General features: G+C 44.0%; 15 protein-coding genes and 1 tRNA gene. 7 read left to right on the top strand and 9 right to left on the bottom strand.

Going from position 1 to position 16,674, the window contains the following annotated elements:
- Positions 1–386 precede the first annotated feature (386 nt).
- Complete coding sequence (locus AC4II3_RS00775) at positions 387–1,385, top strand: sensor histidine kinase (RefSeq protein ID WP_488010347.1); 999 nt, start codon at positions 387–389, stop codon at positions 1,383–1,385.
- Here AC4II3_RS00775 and AC4II3_RS00770 read toward each other — a convergent pair.
- Positions 1,345–1,815, bottom strand: a complete 471-nt coding sequence (locus AC4II3_RS00770) for a GNAT family N-acetyltransferase (RefSeq protein ID WP_488010346.1) — start codon at positions 1,813–1,815, stop codon at positions 1,345–1,347. The two genes, AC4II3_RS00775 and AC4II3_RS00770, sit on opposite strands and share 41 nt — an antisense overlap.
- Positions 1,816–2,156: 341 nt before the next feature.
- Between AC4II3_RS00770 and recJ the strand changes: the two genes are divergently transcribed.
- Entirely contained in the window at positions 2,157–4,235 is a 2,079-nt protein-coding gene (recJ, locus tag AC4II3_RS00765; protein ID WP_488010345.1) for a single-stranded-DNA-specific exonuclease RecJ, read from the top strand.
- Positions 4,236–4,420: 185 nt separating this feature from the next.
- Here the strand turns inward: recJ and psb30 are convergent, their stop codons facing one another.
- Positions 4,421–4,555, bottom strand: a complete 135-nt coding sequence (gene psb30 / locus AC4II3_RS00760) for a photosystem II reaction center protein Ycf12/Psb30 (protein ID WP_070396607.1) — start codon at positions 4,553–4,555, stop codon at positions 4,421–4,423.
- A 201-nt stretch (positions 4,556–4,756) separates the two neighbouring features.
- On the opposite strand from psb30, the gene AC4II3_RS00755 reads away from it, so the two are divergent.
- Entirely contained in the window at positions 4,757–5,110 is a 354-nt protein-coding gene (locus AC4II3_RS00755; protein WP_488010344.1) for a YkgJ family cysteine cluster protein, read from the top strand.
- Between the two features lie 74 nt (positions 5,111–5,184).
- On the top strand, positions 5,185–5,817 hold the full coding sequence (locus tag AC4II3_RS00750) for a phosphoribosylanthranilate isomerase (RefSeq protein ID WP_488010343.1): 633 nt from the start codon (positions 5,185–5,187) through the stop codon (positions 5,815–5,817).
- 107 nt (positions 5,818–5,924) lie between these two features.
- Here the strand turns inward: AC4II3_RS00750 and AC4II3_RS00745 are convergent, their stop codons facing one another.
- Together AC4II3_RS00745 and AC4II3_RS00740 are read right to left on the bottom strand one after the other, a co-directional pair.
- Positions 5,925–7,925, bottom strand: a complete 2,001-nt coding sequence (locus AC4II3_RS00745; protein ID WP_488010342.1) for a DICT sensory domain-containing protein — start codon at positions 7,923–7,925, stop codon at positions 5,925–5,927.
- A gap of 123 nt (positions 7,926–8,048) precedes the next feature.
- Entirely contained in the window at positions 8,049–8,681 is a 633-nt protein-coding gene (locus tag AC4II3_RS00740) for a pentapeptide repeat-containing protein (protein WP_488010341.1), read from the bottom strand.
- Between the two features lie 475 nt (positions 8,682–9,156).
- On the opposite strand from AC4II3_RS00740, the gene AC4II3_RS00735 reads away from it, so the two are divergent.
- Positions 9,157–10,185, top strand: a complete 1,029-nt coding sequence (locus tag AC4II3_RS00735) for an Hpt domain-containing protein (RefSeq protein WP_488010340.1) — start codon at positions 9,157–9,159, stop codon at positions 10,183–10,185.
- Positions 10,186–10,207: 22 nt separating this feature from the next.
- Here the strand turns inward: AC4II3_RS00735 and AC4II3_RS00730 are convergent, their stop codons facing one another.
- A complete protein-coding gene (locus AC4II3_RS00730; RefSeq protein WP_488010339.1) occupies positions 10,208–10,729 on the bottom strand; it encodes a hypothetical protein in 522 nt (173 codons plus the stop codon).
- A gap of 279 nt (positions 10,730–11,008) precedes the next feature.
- Here AC4II3_RS00730 and AC4II3_RS00725 point away from each other — a divergent pair, with 279 nt between their 5' ends.
- A complete protein-coding gene (locus AC4II3_RS00725; protein ID WP_488010338.1) occupies positions 11,009–12,568 on the top strand; it encodes a YcjF family protein in 1,560 nt (519 codons plus the stop codon).
- Positions 12,569–12,754: 186 nt separating this feature from the next.
- Here the strand turns inward: AC4II3_RS00725 and AC4II3_RS00720 are convergent, their stop codons facing one another.
- The 3 genes from AC4II3_RS00720 to AC4II3_RS00710 all read right to left on the bottom strand — a co-directional run bounded on the left by AC4II3_RS00720 (position 12,755) and on the right by AC4II3_RS00710 (position 14,646).
- Positions 12,755–12,955: a hypothetical protein gene (locus AC4II3_RS00720; RefSeq protein ID WP_488010337.1), complete on the bottom strand. Its 201-nt coding sequence runs from the start codon at positions 12,953–12,955 to the stop codon at positions 12,755–12,757.
- A gap of 147 nt (positions 12,956–13,102) precedes the next feature.
- On the bottom strand, positions 13,103–13,939 hold the full coding sequence (mazG, locus tag AC4II3_RS00715; protein WP_488010336.1) for a nucleoside triphosphate pyrophosphohydrolase: 837 nt from the start codon (positions 13,937–13,939) through the stop codon (positions 13,103–13,105).
- 98 nt (positions 13,940–14,037) lie between these two features.
- Positions 14,038–14,646, bottom strand: a complete 609-nt coding sequence (locus AC4II3_RS00710; RefSeq protein ID WP_488010335.1) for a metal-binding protein — start codon at positions 14,644–14,646, stop codon at positions 14,038–14,040.
- Between the two features lie 60 nt (positions 14,647–14,706).
- Between AC4II3_RS00710 and AC4II3_RS00705 the strand changes: the two genes are divergently transcribed.
- Positions 14,707–14,778 (top strand) — tRNA-Val (locus AC4II3_RS00705).
- A gap of 334 nt (positions 14,779–15,112) precedes the next feature.
- On the opposite strand, the gene AC4II3_RS00700 is transcribed toward AC4II3_RS00705, so the two are convergent.
- The gene (locus AC4II3_RS00700; protein ID WP_488010334.1) at positions 15,113–16,273 is read right to left on the bottom strand and encodes a mechanosensitive ion channel family protein; all 1,161 of its coding nucleotides are present in this window, start codon (positions 16,271–16,273) and stop codon (positions 15,113–15,115) included.
- Positions 16,274–16,674: the final 401 nt, after the last annotated feature.

Below are 16,674 nucleotides of genomic sequence, written 5' to 3'. Positions count from 1 at the left end.
ACTCACCTTTGAAAAAAACTAGCTATCCTTAAAAAGATCTGACAAAAAAGTATGAAGTTTGAATTGTGAAGTATGAAGTTTGAATTGTGAAGGAATTCTGAATTGTGAAGGAATCCTGAAAACCTTCTATCGATTGGTTACTTGGCAACAGGTATTTTTTTTAGCCTGGTTGTGTACCCAACTCTATCCTTGTCGATTTCCAGCAGTATAAGCTTCAACCTTCATTCTTTATCCTTCAATTTTGTTAGGTGCGCTTTCCGTTGCGAATTAAATTCGCGCTTTGGTGCGCTTTCCAAGGCCGCGAGGGATTGCTCGCGGCCTTGGGTCGCACCTCTTTGGTGGGCACCTGTTGACTGACGTTTTTAGTGTGGCAAGACTTAATAAGCATGGGTGAGACGGATCTGATCTATTTGCTAGTAGGCATTGGGTTAGGAGTTATGGGGAGTCGCTTCAGGAAATTTTTAAAGGTGCGCTTTCCAAGGCCGCGAGGGATTGCTCGCGGCCTTGGGTCGCACCTCCATGAAAGCACAGACTCAAATACCTCTGGATGCCATCAAACTGATACTGATGCTGAAGACATCCAGCGTCTGAAACAGGAATTCAAGCAAAATCAATTGGCTTACCAAATGGCAATGGAAATGAGCCAGTTTAAAGCCGGATTTTTGGCACGAACTTCCCACGAGTTGCGATCGCCTCTGAGTCGGTTGATTGGTTTACATCAGTTGATTTTGTCGGATCTGTGTGAGTCTCCAGAAGAAGAGAGAGAATTTGTGCAGCAGGCTAACGCCTCTGCCCATACTATGGTTAAACTGCTTGATGAGGTGACTGCTGTAGCTAAAACTGAACACGGTACTAACGTTTTGGAGATTTGCTCAGTCTCTTTGAAGCAGCTGTTTGAAGACCTCTATCGTCTGACCCATTTGCAAGCTGCCAATCGCAATCTGCAGCTGGAAATAGTTCCACCTGACCCCCAAATTCACGTTTTAGTCGATCCACGGCGTTTTCGACAAGCATTAGTAATGATGGTGGATACTGGAATTACTCAGATCAACAGTGGTCAAATTAAAGTTTGGACTGCACTCTCCTCTAAATCTGAAACAGTTTCCATCTGGATTGATATGCCCTGTGCGATCAGCTGTTGGGCTGAAGCTGTTGATTTATTGCAATTACCTCTAGATCAATCAAAACAGCCCAGTGAAACGGTATCCACTTCATCTGGACTGACCTTGTTGATGATTCAAACACTCTTGGAAGTGATGCAGGGGCGTATAGAAGTATTAGCGGTCCCCAGTGAAGAAGCTGACAATGATGCCTCTGCTGAGAATCTTACCCGGTTTCATGTTTCTATACCCCAGGGGATTCCTGAGATTGTAGAGCCTTACTAGGGACTGGAGTAGCTAGAGGCTGATTGTACAATACCATTGTGGTACTGGAGTTCAGCTCAAAACCAATGCGTTCGTAAAAACTTTGTTGATGGGTGGTCATCAGATAAACTCTCTCTACTCGGCTCATCTGAGGATGAGAGAGTACTGTTTCCACTAGCTTACGCCCTAGCCCAGCCCCTCGATAGTCTGGGTGGATAACGACATCCCAAATGGTTGCCCGATAAATTCCATCAGAGGTCGCTCTGGCTAATCCAATCAGCTTCTGGTTATCCCAGACACTGATGACAGGATCACTCTTAGCGATCGCAACTTGCCAATCCTCGATTTTTCGGTCTTTTGCCCAAAAAGCACCTAGGTTAAACAATTTTTGTAGCTGGTAATAGTCGATTTTAGATTTGCGATCGCAAAACTGAATATGGCGGTAATCCATAGTTGCCAAAGTTCCTTCTGATTTTGTTAAACGTGCCTTGAAATTGACTTACTTTCCTGATGTTAGTCTGGAGTTTTAATGAAAACTGTTTAAGGGAAAATAGGGTTGAGAGCCTGTCCTATTGACTACTTTTAAGTACTAGAAACTAGACAATTTATCCTGATTAATTAACAATTTTAAATTGACAATTAATCAGGATTAAACGGGTTTGCAGATAGCTGTTAAAGATATCTCTATCGATAGGTTATCTCTGGCTTGACAAACCCAGGGAGCTGAATATTACAAAATGTTAAGATTATAACCTATTGTAATTATCTCGGTCAAATCCAATAACTGATAGTATGGGTGGTAGTATGGGCTATTGTTGTTCGATCACGACACCTGTGCACAACCACCTCTCACCCACCCCATCCAAACCCCATGCCCAATTGCCTAATCAGCGTTGGGAAATTGCCCCCCTCAAAACTGAACAAGCTAACCAACTCGCTCAAGCTAGAGGCATTTCCCCCCTAATCGCTCAACTCCTGATAAATCGGGGTATTGAAACCTCTGAACAAGCGGAGGTTTTCCTAAATCCCCTATCTCAGGTGATGCCTTCACCGATTGATGAATTTCCCGATTTGGCAATTAGTGTCGAAATGCTCACTGAAGCGATCGCAAATCAAGAAAAAATCGCTATCTGTGGAGACTACGATGCTGATGGCATGACCAGCACGGCTTTGTTACTCAGAGCATTGCGCTGGTTGGGGGCTGATGTAGATTACGCCATACCCAGCAGGATGACAGAGGGTTATGGCATCAATACACGGATTGTGGAAGAATTTGCGGAGGAAGGGGTGGGTGTGATTTTAACGGTTGATAATGGTATTGCGGCCCACGAACCTATTGCTAGAGCTGTAGAACTTGGAATAACGGTTATTGTGACTGACCACCATGACCTACCTCCAGAACTTCCAGACGCTGATGCCATTCTCAATCCTAAGCAACTGCCGGAAGAGTCACCCTACCGAAGTTTAGCTGGTGTAGGGATAGCTTACATTTTAGCTATCTGTCTAGCACAAGAACTGGGTCAAATCAAAGGCTTGACCCAACAGCTGTTAGAACTATTTACTCTGGGAACTATTGCGGATTTAGCCCCTTTAACCGGGATCAACCGACGTTGGTTAAAGCGAGGCTTAGGGTTATTGCCTCAATCTCAATTAGCAGGAGTTCAGGCATTAATCGAGATAACTGGGGTTAAAGATGACCAAAAATCCCTTAAGCCGGAGGATATTGGATTTAGACTAGGACCAAGAATTAACGCTATTGGTCGCTTATCGGATCCCCAAATTGTAATTGAACTGCTGACGACTACTGCACCGGAAGTAGCACTTGAGAGGGCAATGCAGTGTGAAGAAGTGAACCAACGGCGTCAGCAATTGTGTGCTGATATTGAACAAGATGCGATCGCATTTATTGAGGATACTGGACTAGATTGGGAACAGAAGCGGGTATTAGTGATTGTCCAACCGAATTGGCATCATGGAGTCATTGGCATTGTTGCCTCCAGATTAGTAGAGCGCTATGGTGTCCCAGTCTTTATTGGAACGTATGAAGACAACGACCAACAACACATTCGCGGTTCAGCACGAGGCATAACTGAATTCAATATTTTTGAAGCCTTAGAGTTCTGTAAAGACTTACTGGGTAAATATGGAGGACACAAAGCAGCTGGTGGATTTTCCCTACCTGCTGAGAACTTAAGTGACTTTGAACAATCCCTTAGCCGTTTTGCCCATCAATGTTTAAAACCTGAACACCTCAAACCTCTAGTTGCCATCGACGCTAGCCTAGAGTTGCCTCAAATTACTTCTAACCTCTACCAGCAATTAGATCTGCTTCACCCCTGTGGGATTGGCAATCGGGATCCTGTCTTTTGGAGTGCTAATGTCCAAATCCTTGAGCAACGAGTTGTTGGTAAAGGACACATTAAGCTTACCTTGAATCAGGACAATCAACCAGTCACGATTCAAGCTATTGCTTGGCGTTGGGGGGAATACTTCCCTTTACCTAAACGAGTAGATATTGCCTACAAGTTGCGAGAGCATAATTGGGAGGGCAACACGACCATTGAGTTAGAGTTAGTCGGTATTCGTCTACCCGTAGTGACTAGTCCCGTAGTTACTAGTAAAGTTACTACTACCTCAACCACAAAGAAAGCGGAATTTTATTACAATCAACGCCGCTACACCTGTAGCCTTTGGGAATCTTTAAACGAACTAAGAATTAGAAACCCAGAAGGGAAAGTCCTAGCGATTCAGAAAGGACAACGCATTGGACTTTTGGGTACTAAACGGGAAGATGCTAAAGAAGTTAATGTCACTAAACCTCCTTACTACCCCTTGATCAAAGCAGCAACTCGTGCGTTGGGACTCAGCTAACGAGTTGAAAGTTGAAAAGTTATAGGTTGCTGACGAGTTGAAAGTTAACAAGTCATAGGTTGCTGGCGAGTTGAAAGTTAACCAGTTACAGGTTGCAGGTTTTCTAGTGAACCTTGGCCAAAAGGCCACGCTACGCGAACAACCTTCAACCTTCAACCTTCAACCCCGTCACCTCCAACCCTCGATTAAAGATCGCCTCTAAGAGCATATAGGGCGAAAATGACAACTGGACCAGCAATCACAACAGCTGCCAGCATACTCAGCTGAGCAATCAATACCCAATCGATGTTACCTATAAAATCTAAAAAAGCTAAATACATGTGTTCTCCAGAATTAACCCAACAAAGCCGATGGTGACTAATCACAATCCATCGCTTAGATTTTACTGGGTAATGATCTGCTTTTTTTAAGTAAGTTTACAAAAATATACAAAACTCAATGGCAAGCCTGACTACACCGATCACGGGTGAAAACTCGCTAAGCTAGATATACTTTAAGCTTTTAGCTCTTTTTTCAAAGTTATGGCAACTTGGAGTTGTGTAAAGCAATGTGGGGCTTGCTGTCATCTTGACCCAGCTGAGCGTCCAGGATTAGAGGAATATCTTCTCCCAGAAGAGCTAGCGCTATATTTAAGTATGGTAGGTGAGGGGGGATGGTGTATAAATTTCGATCACACCACCCGTGAATGTCGTATTTATGCCCATCGACCTCGTTTCTGTCGGGTGGAACCTGAGGTATTTCAGGATATGTATGGGGTGGAGCCAGCAGATTTAAATGATTTTGCCATTGACTGCTGTTGGGAGCACATTGAAGCACTTTATGGAGATTGCTCTCTGGAAATGCTGCGCTTTGAGCGGGAAATATGGAGAGAATAGCGAAAATCGAAATTAACGAGTAACAAGTAACAAGTAACGAGTAAAAAGTAACAAGTAACAAGTAACGAGTAACAATGCGTGTAAAAATTTGTGGCATTACGAAACCGGAGCAAGGAGATGCGATCGCAAAATTGGGAGCAACAGCATTAGGCTTTATTTGTGTAGCAGGCTCTCCTCGTTACGTTACACCCCACCAAATTCGAGGGATGGTCAACCACTTGTCTGTATCAGTTGACCGCATTGGTGTGTTTGCTAATACCTCTACGGAAGAAATTACTGAAATTGTCGCCCTCTCAGGGATTAATGCCGTTCAGCTGCATAGTAATGAATCTCCAGAATTTTGCCAAGAGCTGCGCCAAGTTTTACCAGAAATTGAAATTATTAAAGCCTTAAGGATAAGAACTCCAGAATGTTTAAATCAGGCAAATAGTTATTTAAGTTGTGTAGATACACTATTACTAGATGCTTACCATCGAAAAATGTTGGGCGGTACTGGTAAAACCTTGGACTGGCAAAGGCTACAAGAATTTCGTCCCAGTATCCCTTGGTTACTAGCTGGTGGCTTGACACCAGATAATGTCTTAGATGCCCTAACGCTGCTGCAACCCAGTGGGATTGATTTATCCAGTGGTGTAGAGCGAACACCAGGTGATAAAGATTTAAAAAAAGTTACTCGGTTGTTCGAGAAATTAGGATCAAGAGTTTAAGGTTGAAAGTTTAAATTTAAATGTTTAATGTTAAGTGTTTAATGTTAAGTGTTTAATGTTAAAGGCTGAAGGGTTAATGTTAAAGGGTAAAGCTCAACAGTTAACAGTCAAGACTCAATACTCAACAAGGTTTGAGATGATTCCAATGGAATGGTAAAGTGGAATTGACTACCTTGATTTTTACCCTCAGACTTAGCCCAAATTTTTCCACCCATACCTTTAATAATCTGACGACAGATAGCTAGACCAAGACCTGTGCCACCAACGGTGCGTCGGAGTGAATCTTCCTCTTGATAAAAACTCTCAAATATTGCGTCTAGCTGACTGGGTTCAATGCCCCTACCTGTATCAGCTACAATTAATTCTAGCATGGGATTACGGCGGCGATTCTTTGTTACAAATCCCATCGACTCAGCTTGAGTTTCATTGATTTGGGCTTGGATAGTGATTTTACCCCCTGGCTCAGTAAACTTACAGGCATTGTCTAGGAGTTTGGTTAAGACTTCTACCAACCCTTCACCATCTGCTTGGACTGTTGGTAAGACAAAGGGTAGTTCAACGTTGATTTCTGGTAGAGTCTCTGGTGACCAAATCGATCTCAGAGCAGAAAGAGCCAAGTCTAGGACTTCGATAATCTGGATGGATTCCGGGTAACGACAGATCTGACCACTTTCTAACTTAGAGAGAGTGAGGAAATCTTGAATCAGTTTACGCATGCGCTCGGCATCGGTTAACGCCGTATCAAGCATAATTTGCCGAAACTCCGTTGGCATTTCTGGTTCACTCTCTAAACTTTCTAGGCACACTCGAATAGTTGATAAGGGAGTTCGTAATTCATGACCAACGATAGCAATCAGATTATTGCGGGTTCGTTCTAGGGCTTCTAGTTGGTTATGGAGTTCACTTAAGTCAGTATAAGCTTGGGCTTGATTCAAGGCTACCCCAGCTTGAGTTGCGATCGCTTCTAGTAAATTAATGTCGTCTTCGAGCCATCGATAGGGTTCCGAACCGCCATGGTGAAGTTCGAGCATCCCCAGCAGTGTTCCTTGATAGTGTATTGGTACCAGTAACCAAGATCGAATCTGCCAACGCTGAATAGTTGTCCTGAAAGCTCGATTATTGTGTAAGTTGGGAGACTCAGTGACATCAGCAATGGCAATAGCTCGTTCCTGAGCTAGAGCGACTTGAATCAGAGGATTATCTGCTAACGACCACATTTGTCCAGTTAGGGACGGTAAACCAGAAGCAACGGATTCATACTCAATTTTTGCTTGCTGGTCACTAGGACTACAGCGATAAAGCAGGCAACGGCAAGACTTAAAGGTGTTTCCTAACTCCTTTACTGTCGCTGCTAGAACATCTTGGGGATTGAGGGAGCGACGGATGGTGGCGGTGATGGCATTAATCAGACGCTCCTTGCGTTCTTTGGTGGTCAGGACTCGATAAGCTTTCAGGAGCTTATATTGACTAGCTTGCAGATAAGTTACCAGCCGCTGAGCAAAAATACTAATATCAATCCCTGCACTCGTCAGCAACAATGTTTGCTCTGGGAGCTCTGTGGTCAAACCATAGTGCTGCCATACCTGCTCAACTTTTGGGGCTAGTTCTGGTCGATAACTAGCAATCCGTCCCAGTAACAGTCGAGCAGCATGAATAGTAACCCGGGGGTCAAAGGACCAAAATCCCTCAAACCTGCGCGCCTGATCGATCGAAATTGCTGGTGTCAGTTGTTCTCGACAAATTAGGCAAGCTGTATACTTCTGCGCCAAAATCACCAGGTGCCACTCTTGGGCAAGACCATCATTTGGGTCTAAGAAGATAGTTTCTAAGGAGTCTTCAACCACAGCAAAGCCAGACTCGGATTCTGGTGCCGCCAGCACATAAACTTGGTTTGTACGTTGGGCAATTCGCTGATAGCGGTGGACTTCCTGACGATAAAACTTCTCATGCTGGAAATTGGCAATCACCAAGGGAGAGTCATCCACTGCTAGCACGAGGTCTTCCATGGCATGAGAAAGAGCTGTCAAGGAAGATTTGAAGTACATTTGACAGCGCAGATGTGGTAGCTCTTGCAGTAAATCCCCCAGTAACGAATTCGGATTATTCACCTAGAAATCCCTCCCTAATTAGTCCCACTCCACCCATGAGGGGGATAGTTTTACCTCAACAAACTCTTTTGATCAAACCAACCCTTTTGATCAAACCAACCCTTTTGATCAAGGGATTATTTATTAGTTGTTAGCTGTTAGCTTTTGGAATTTTGAATATTCACTACTGAGTTGATCTGGTACCGTTGCCCCAGAAAGCTCAGCCTGACCCAAATCTACATCACACAGAGTAACTCGTCTCAAGTCTACCTGACTCAAAATTGCTCCACTCAAGTTTGCTTGAGAAAGGTCAGCATCACACAGATTTGCCCTAGTCAAGTCTGCCTGGTGCAGACAAGCACCAGTCAAGTTAGCCCCTCTTAAGTCAGCGTAGCGTAGGTCTGCCCTGGTTAAATTAGCTCCTCGCAAATCGGTATCCTGAAGAACGGTTAATCTTAAATCGGCTCGGGTTAGAATAGCTTGGCGCAGATTTACTCTAGTCAGATTCGCCCGAATCATAAATGCCTGACTCAAGTTAGCCTGCACCAGAGAGGTTTTTTTCAAATTAGTTCGCCACAGTTTCGCTCCAGTCAGATTTGCCTGATTAAGGTTGACTTCCTGTAAAACCGCGAGACTCAGGTTGGCATCAGCTAGGTTGACTCGTCTGAAAATTACTCCAGTCAGATTGACTTCACTCAAGTTGATTTGCTGGAGATCTACTCCACGAAAATCCCTCTCACCTGCTGAATAACGCTCTAGAAGCTCATTAGTATCCATTTGGGGTATCCATAGCTGGCAGCTGCGCCAACATGACATAGTGTTACTTTTAATGTAACATAATGTTAAGAATACTTTTTGTATGTAAAGGATTATGTTATATTTGGAGGTTTTATCCGGAGATAAGCTATTCTTATCGGTGCCTGCAATGAATTGGTGATATAATGTCAAGCTTACCCGAACGGGTAAGTGTCGGCTTCAAGCTAACCCTAGCTATTCCTTGTGCTTTTAACCTCCCGTAAAGTCTTTGCTGACTTGGTGTGGGATGCCACAATAGAGATCCAACTGAAGATCTAAGAGCAGTTTTCAGCATTGATAGGCCAATAGCTGATTTGGGGGTAAGCTCAGAATAAGCTGTTGCTGTAACCAACGCTATGGTCTATGGATTTTAAAACTGCGTTCACCAGATCGAATGTTGCTCTGATGATTATCATCAATCTGTTGTGATTAGCCGTTCTGATAAGGAAAAATTGCCGTGGAAGCTGGGAATCAGCAAAGGATTTTAGGCTATTTCATTGAAGAAGCGAAAGAACACCTGGAAACCATTGAACAGGGACTGTTAAATCTGGGCTCAGTGGTCAATGAACCAGAGACGGTTAATGAATTGTTTCGCGCTGCTCATTCTGTTAAAGGCGGGGCGGCCATGTTGGGGTTTACAAGTATTCAAAAGACTGCCCATCGTTTAGAGGATTCTTTCAAAGTACTTCAAGAGAATAAGATTCAGGTTGATCAACAGCTGGAGACTCTGTTTTTAAAGAGTTATGATACCCTCAAAGCGTTGATTGATCTGTTGGAAGGACCGTTTGGGTTTGAGCAAAGTCAAGCAGAAAAAACTCTAAAAGCAGCTGAGCCAGGCTTTGAACAATTGCAGAGTTATCTCAAAACTTTGGTCAGTGGTCAGAGTGAATCAGCAGCCGCAATCGCTTCTAGCTCTGCTGGTGCTGAAAAAGCAATTCGTTCTGATCAAGTTTCGACTAGCAAAGCGTCTTCTTCAGCAAAAGGTAAATTTCCCCCAGACTTTGGACCGAAGGTGATTAGCCTGCTTAAAGAAATGCTAGAGCTGTTTAAACAATCTTCCACACCAACCAATCGCCAAAAACTTCAAAAGCTTTGTAAGCGTCTGGCTCAACTGGGGGCTGGGATTGGTAGTTGGCATAAATTAGTGGGAGTTTGCCATAAAGCGATCGCAAATCCTCAAAACTCCTATATCCAGTTAGCACCATTAGTGATCAAAGAACTCAAGGAAGCCAGTGACCAGTTGCAAGCAGCACAGGGTAATCTAGACGAGTTGCGAAAGGCAGCGGCTGCGATCGCTCCGAGTTCAGCACTGCAAAAACTAGCAGCTGTAGGATCTACTGGGCCAAACCGAACCACTAAGGGTAACGAAATTACGATTGTGCTAGAACCAAAAGCCGCCGCCAAGGTACTCATCCAAGCCTTTGATAAACGCCAGCTGTCAAAACTGATTAAGTTACTGATTCCAGCAACTCGTGCTTCTTCCTAGCCCAACAAGCTGGGTTTTTTGATTAACGTCCTAAGTGCCGTGATGCCAGCTGGATGGCATCATAAATATCCACATCCCCATCCCCATCAGCATCTAGAAAGCCAGTGAGTACAGAATTAGAACCAAGGGGATTCTGAATATTGGTGCCACTCTTGAGGAAATTCAATACCACGGGGACTAGGGTGGGTAGCATAGCTTGGATGATACCAGCATTAATGCCTGTCTTGCTAGTAATTTCTCCAACAAGCTCCTGGATCTGAGGCGCACTAAAGAGCATATTGACCACTTGAGAACTAGCACCAATGCCACCAAATTGATTAACTAGTGCTTGTACCTGCTCATCTCCTTCATTTGTGCGCTTTTGTTGGAGCGCTGAACGCACATACTTACCTACAATTGAGGTAGCAGATTGCACGGCTGAGGGCTGTGTTTGATAGGCACCACTCAACTGCTGTACCGTGTTCAGAATATCCCCTAGCTGACTAGAACTAGCTTGTTGTGTAGGACTATTAATGGCACTGAGAATAGTATTGAATAAGCTCATTGTTTTTTAACGGATTTAAACAGTTACATTTAATCAGTTCTTTCCCAAATCAATCATGAATGACTGATTGATTATAGTTCCCTACTATAACTTATGGCTGACTAGTTAACGTGAACTCCCCTCAACTAGACCCTTCGAGTTAGTTGCTGCTTCGAGTCTCTTTCGCTGTTACCTCCATCCACTCTTATTACAAGTCTTAGACAGCGTCTCGGGCTGAGGAGATGGGGGAATTCTTGCCGGATATTCTAACATTAATAATTAAAACCTATCCTATCTTCCATGCCCCTGCCACGTCTACTAACCCTAATTATTGGTCTCATTATTATTCTGGGGCTAATGCTTTGGTTGATTAATGGTATATACCAACTATATATCCAAATTTCCTTTACTGCTCCGGTACTGGCTAATTTAGTGCTGCTGTTGGCGATTACCTTGCTAGGGCTACTAATATGGGCCTTAATCTACACCATGGGGTTATTTGGTAAATCCCGGAAACGGCCAGGTAAAGGTCGTCTGGAACCTAAAGCCCCGGAAGTGAAAACCGAAGCAGCAGAAGAAACCCTTAAAGCAGTAAGGCAACAGGTCAAACAGATTCAGGATGAAGTGTCACGACAAGCGATGCTGCGTCGCTCTGAGGAAATTGAAGCTATCCTCTCCCGTGGGGAACTGTTAGTGGTAGTTTTTGGTACTGGTTCAGCGGGCAAAACCTCTCTAGTCAATGCTTTGATTGGTCGGATCGTGGGTGAAGTCGGTGCCCCCATGGGAACGACGGAGGTTGGAGAAACCTACAAACTAAAGCTGAAGGGATTAGAACGCCCGATTCTGATTACTGATACACCAGGAATTTTAGAATCTGGTGTGGTTGGCACTCAGCGAGAGCAATGGGCACGACATCTAGCAACGGAAGCGGATTTGTTGTTGTTCGTGGTGGATAACGATTTACGACACTCAGAGTATGATCCATTCCAAAAATTGGCACAGATTGGAAAGCGATCGCTTCTGGTCTTCAATAAAATTGACTTGTACACGGAACAAGACTCAGAGAGGATTCTAGCACGATTGCGCCACCGAGTAAGGAGTTTTATTGCTGGTTCAGATGTAGTTGCGATCGCAGCCAATCCCCAGCCTGTTACCCTAGAAAATGGTCAACTTTGCCAACCTGAACCAGAAATTTTGCCTTTAATCCGTCGCTTAGCTGCTGTATTAAGAGCAGAGGGAGAAGAGTTGATTGCTGATAACATACTGCTACAATCCCAACGCTTAGGCCAAGAAACTCGACACATCCTCGACAAGCAGCGCAGGCGAGAAGCAGAGAAAGTTGTGGAACGGTTCCAGTGGATTGGAGCCAGTGTAATTTCTCTGACTCCCTTACCCGTGGTGGATTTGTTAGCAACTGCAGCAGTTAATGCCCAAATGGTGGTGGAAATTGGCAAAATCTACGGCTGTGAACTGAATATGGAACGGGGTAGGGAATTAGCCCTATCCTTGGGAAAAACCTTAGCTAGTTTGGGTATTGTCAAGGGAGCGATTCAAATCCTTAGCACTACACTAAGACTGAATCTTGCCACCTATGTTGTCGGCAAAGCCATTCAGGGTGTAACCGCTGCTTATCTGATCCGAATTGCTGGGAAAAGCTTTATTGAATACTTCCGCAATGACCAAGACTGGGGAGATGGAGGGATGAGTGAAGTGGTGCAAAAGCAGTTTCAGTTAAACCAGCGGGATGAGTTTATTAAAGCCTTTGTCAGTGAAGCGATCGCAAAAGTAGTCCAACCTCTGACTGGTAAACCAGAAGCCCAATCACCAATGAATGAAAGGGACGAAACTAAGGACAAATGAAGCAAATCCTAAATCTCCGCCATTATGGCTATCAAATCGACTCACATTCGTGTTTAATGAAATAGAGTAGATTCAATGTTTTCTCCAGTCCCCCATGCCCCTCACATCAATGGGGGATTTCTTTTTATCTATTGTTTTCTATATCGTTTTCTCAAGGAGAGCGATCGAGTACCTATAGTCAAAGCACTAGGTAGCAAGTTTAACCCTGCCCCGATGTACAGCATGGAGCAACCTGTCGATGGAGTCTCTCTCTTCGGAGGTGAGTGAATCTTGCAATAGAGCTGACATCAATCCATATCGATCAGCAAGAGTAATTCTGCCAGAGCTGCTAACTTTAGCAAATAGTTCTGGTATAGCACCGGGAATAAGATGAGCTGGAGCAAACATTAGACTAGAGGGTAATGCCTATTGTTTATATTTGTAACCTTTTTCCGGAGCTTGGGGATGTGGGGCGATACCCCTTGTGATATCACCTCTGGTTGGGTACCCACTTCCTACTCCCACTAAGCTTGGTGAATTCTTCTAAGGACCCTACTACTGAGCCAAGAGTGCTTTAGCCTTTTGCCACAGAGCCTCCAACTCATCTAAGGTGTAATCAGACAGTGGGCGCTCAGCCAATGCTTCCACTTGCGCTAACCTTTCAATAAACCGTCCTTGGGTTCCCTGCAAAGCAGCTGAAGGGTCAAGGTCATACCAACGCGCTATATTAATCAGAGTAAACAGTACGTCTCCCAATTCTGCTTCCTGGTGGGCTTTATCCTCCTGTTCAAGTGCTTGTTCAAACTCTGCCAATTCTTCGTGAAACTTATCCCAAACTCCCTCAACATTATCCCACTCAAACCCACCACTAGCGGCTTTTTTCGATATCTTCATCCCAGCCATTAGAGGGGGAAGGGTTTTACTATAGCGACTCAGTTTAGGACTCAATAATTGCTTATCCGCAACGGTTTCTCCTTTCTCTGCTGCCTTAATGTCCTCCCAGTTTTGACGCACCTCCTCGACATTATCAACCTGGACATCACCGAACACATGGGGATGACGGCGGATTAGCTTTTGAGTAATCCCCTGAGCTACCTCGGTCAACGTAAACTGACCTTGCTCACTACTAATCTGAGCTTGTAGAACTACCTGCAATAACAAATCACCCAACTCCTCTGCGATCGCATTTTGATTCTCACTCCGAATCGCATCTACTACTTCATAAGCTTCTTCAATCACATAAGGAATTAGGGATTGAGGGGTCTGAGCCAAATCCCAAGGACAACCACCCTCAGGCGATCGCAATCTGGCTACTACATCAATCAACTCTTGCAAAGCGGCCAACATCGACACCTGATCAACTGGCTGAGCTTGTTCCGGGGAACTAGACATAAAACCGAAAAGCGAAACGCCACTTAATTAGTCTTAGCGAAATCTACCACTAATGCCAAATTTTAACCAGCTAGTGATACTGGAAAACTCGATAACATCTAACTCCTCTTGCCTTTGCGTGCTTTGGGTCTTTGTGGTTTAGTCTTACCCGCACCCCTGCCCTTGCTCCTCCCTTGCTTGGGAGACCATAACCCCGTGATCCCACTTTTTTTAAACTGCTTATAAGCCGAACTTCCCCAATCACTGACAAAATGCGCGATCGCACCCAACTCCAATCCCACCACACAGGCCATCAACCAGGTACGATATTCCCACACCCTACCACCCAGCCCTTGAATCAGCTCCAGCCAACGATCTGGTTCATCCTGGAATAGCTGAAACACCAGCAATCCCACACCCCCAAACAATACGATCCAATTCGCTAGATAAAGCAGTCGCAAAATCGTCCCAATCACTGGTCCATGAGAAAAAATAGAACGGTGAGGCACCATCCTCTGATAAGGAATCCAAATCCAGCGCAACCAGCCCCAACGCTTAAAGGGTCGAGAGTATAGATCCAAATCAGGGCTAAACATCAAGCCACCGAACAGGAAGCCTCCAGCTACAATCAAGGTCAAATCACTACTCCGGGTTACTACCAAGCTCAAAACCGTGACTACTGGCAAACTCCACAAGGTTATGCGATCATGTATATAGCCAGAGGACATATTTTTTATAGTTGTTGTCGTCTTTGGAAAAATATGCTATAGTAAATAAGTATTGCATACGGGCGGTTAGCTCAGCGGTAGAGCGCCTGCCTTACAAGCAGGACGTCACTGGTTCGAATCCAGTACTGCCCATGTCCGTTGAATGCCAAGGTTAAACTTTAACGCTAAACTCGGAATTGGTAGCGGTTAAGCCTAGAGCCCTAAGGAATTTCGATTTTACCGACGTGATCGGATTGGCACCCGTGATTTATCGTTGGCATAACACAGGAGTTTAGGAATAAATTCGTCAACGAATATTTTTTTTCTTCTGTTGTCGGGAATCCCTGTATTGATGCAGTCGCTCATAGGGAGGGGCTACATCAATACAATGGAAAGCCATTTTCATAAAAATGGCTTGTAGCGATCGTAAGCATATGCTTACGATCGCTACAAGTGTTTGTTAGTAAGCAAAAGGCGCGGTTATTTTCTAAAAATTTATCATAGCCACACTGGGAGAGCCATTTTCCTTCAGCTGTTTGTAGTCTTGAAGTTGCTTTTGCAGATCAACATGCAGGTGATCAATCTCCTCTTTTTCCAGGATTTCTAATAGGGCTAGATTCAAGCTTTGCTGGGCAGACAAGTATAGGTTGGGATCAATCACAAATACGCTAATTTTAATCACCCGAGCATTCTCTTCAATGTGAGAAAATAAAACTATTTTTTTGGTCTTGTGCAAGCCATCAATATAGGTAATTTTTTCTTCAATAGACTGACAAATTCGGCTAGTTTTTTGCGCGGAAATACCATCAACTTTCAGAGTTAAATTTATGCCCCACTCAAAGGTATCGCCAGTCTTCTGGGACCAATTTTCCACAACGCCAGCAATCATTTTAGAATTGGGAACTTTTTTGATAGAACCCCACTCAGTCAGACGAAGCTGTGTACTTCTCAGACCAATACTGACGATCTGAACAAAACCATTGACTCCGTCAACTCCTACCCAGTCACCGGGTTTATAGAGACCATCAGCGTAGATAATCACCGTACAAAACCAGTCATAGATAATGTCTTTCAATAACAAACCTAAGGCGACACCTGCGCCACCGACTAGACCGATCAGTGCACCGGCAGATGCCCCTAACAAAATCTCACTGGCTTTAATCACAGCAATCAGGATTGCTGCTGTCTGAAAAAGCCTTGGGAAGTAGGGGACAAACAAATCGTCCAGTTCAGTTTCAGTGTGTGCCGCCAATCCGGCTAGCACCTCCCCCAGTAGTGGAGCAGCACGGTAAAGAATATAGGTAACAATGAACAGAGCGCTGACAAAGAGAATCTCGGGGATTTTCTGATTCTGTTCAGGACTAAGATGCCTTGCCACAACACTATGTACTAGCCATAGTCCAGCCAGCCAAATTAGCCAGCCTAATGGTGCCCTCAGAATCTTAATAAACTCATCGTCTAGGGTGCTTTCTGTAGCACTAGTCAGACGCTCGATTCTGTGAATGATTATTGAAGTGAACAAACCTCGACATATTTGGGTGACCAGGAGGATGATCACCATAATAACTATCGTGGAAAGAGGGATGTTGCCGAGCTGGAAGTCGGAATCAAATATCCTTTCTTTGATTAGGTTGATAAGGTTTTCCATAGTTTTGACTAAAATAGAACAGCAGAGAGCTCCATCTGCCTAGTTGCACGGGTTTTTAAACTTAGATATTGCACTAGGACAAAACTAGTTAATAATAGGTAAAGTTGGCTCGAATAGCAGGTGAGTTAAAGACTAGTGATTAGTTACTGTGTTTAGCTAATAACTAGTCGAGGTTTTCTCAATGTAGATAATAATTTTTGTTTCATGAATCCTAACTAAGAAGTTATTAGCTTTTATTTAAAGGTAAGACATCTCAGTATAATCTAAAAAACTCAACACCAACTATAGTAATAATACTGATCATAAATGTATTATCAATTAACGTAGTAATTGCTTAAGTAAGAGGACTTAGAAACTAGGATTAAAGGAATCAAGAATCGAGCTATAGCAAAGGGAACAGG

This window comes from Moorena sp. (assembly GCF_982860115.1).
Note: the sequence above shows the minus strand (reverse complement) of the source record. Positions and strands in the feature narration are given on the sequence as shown.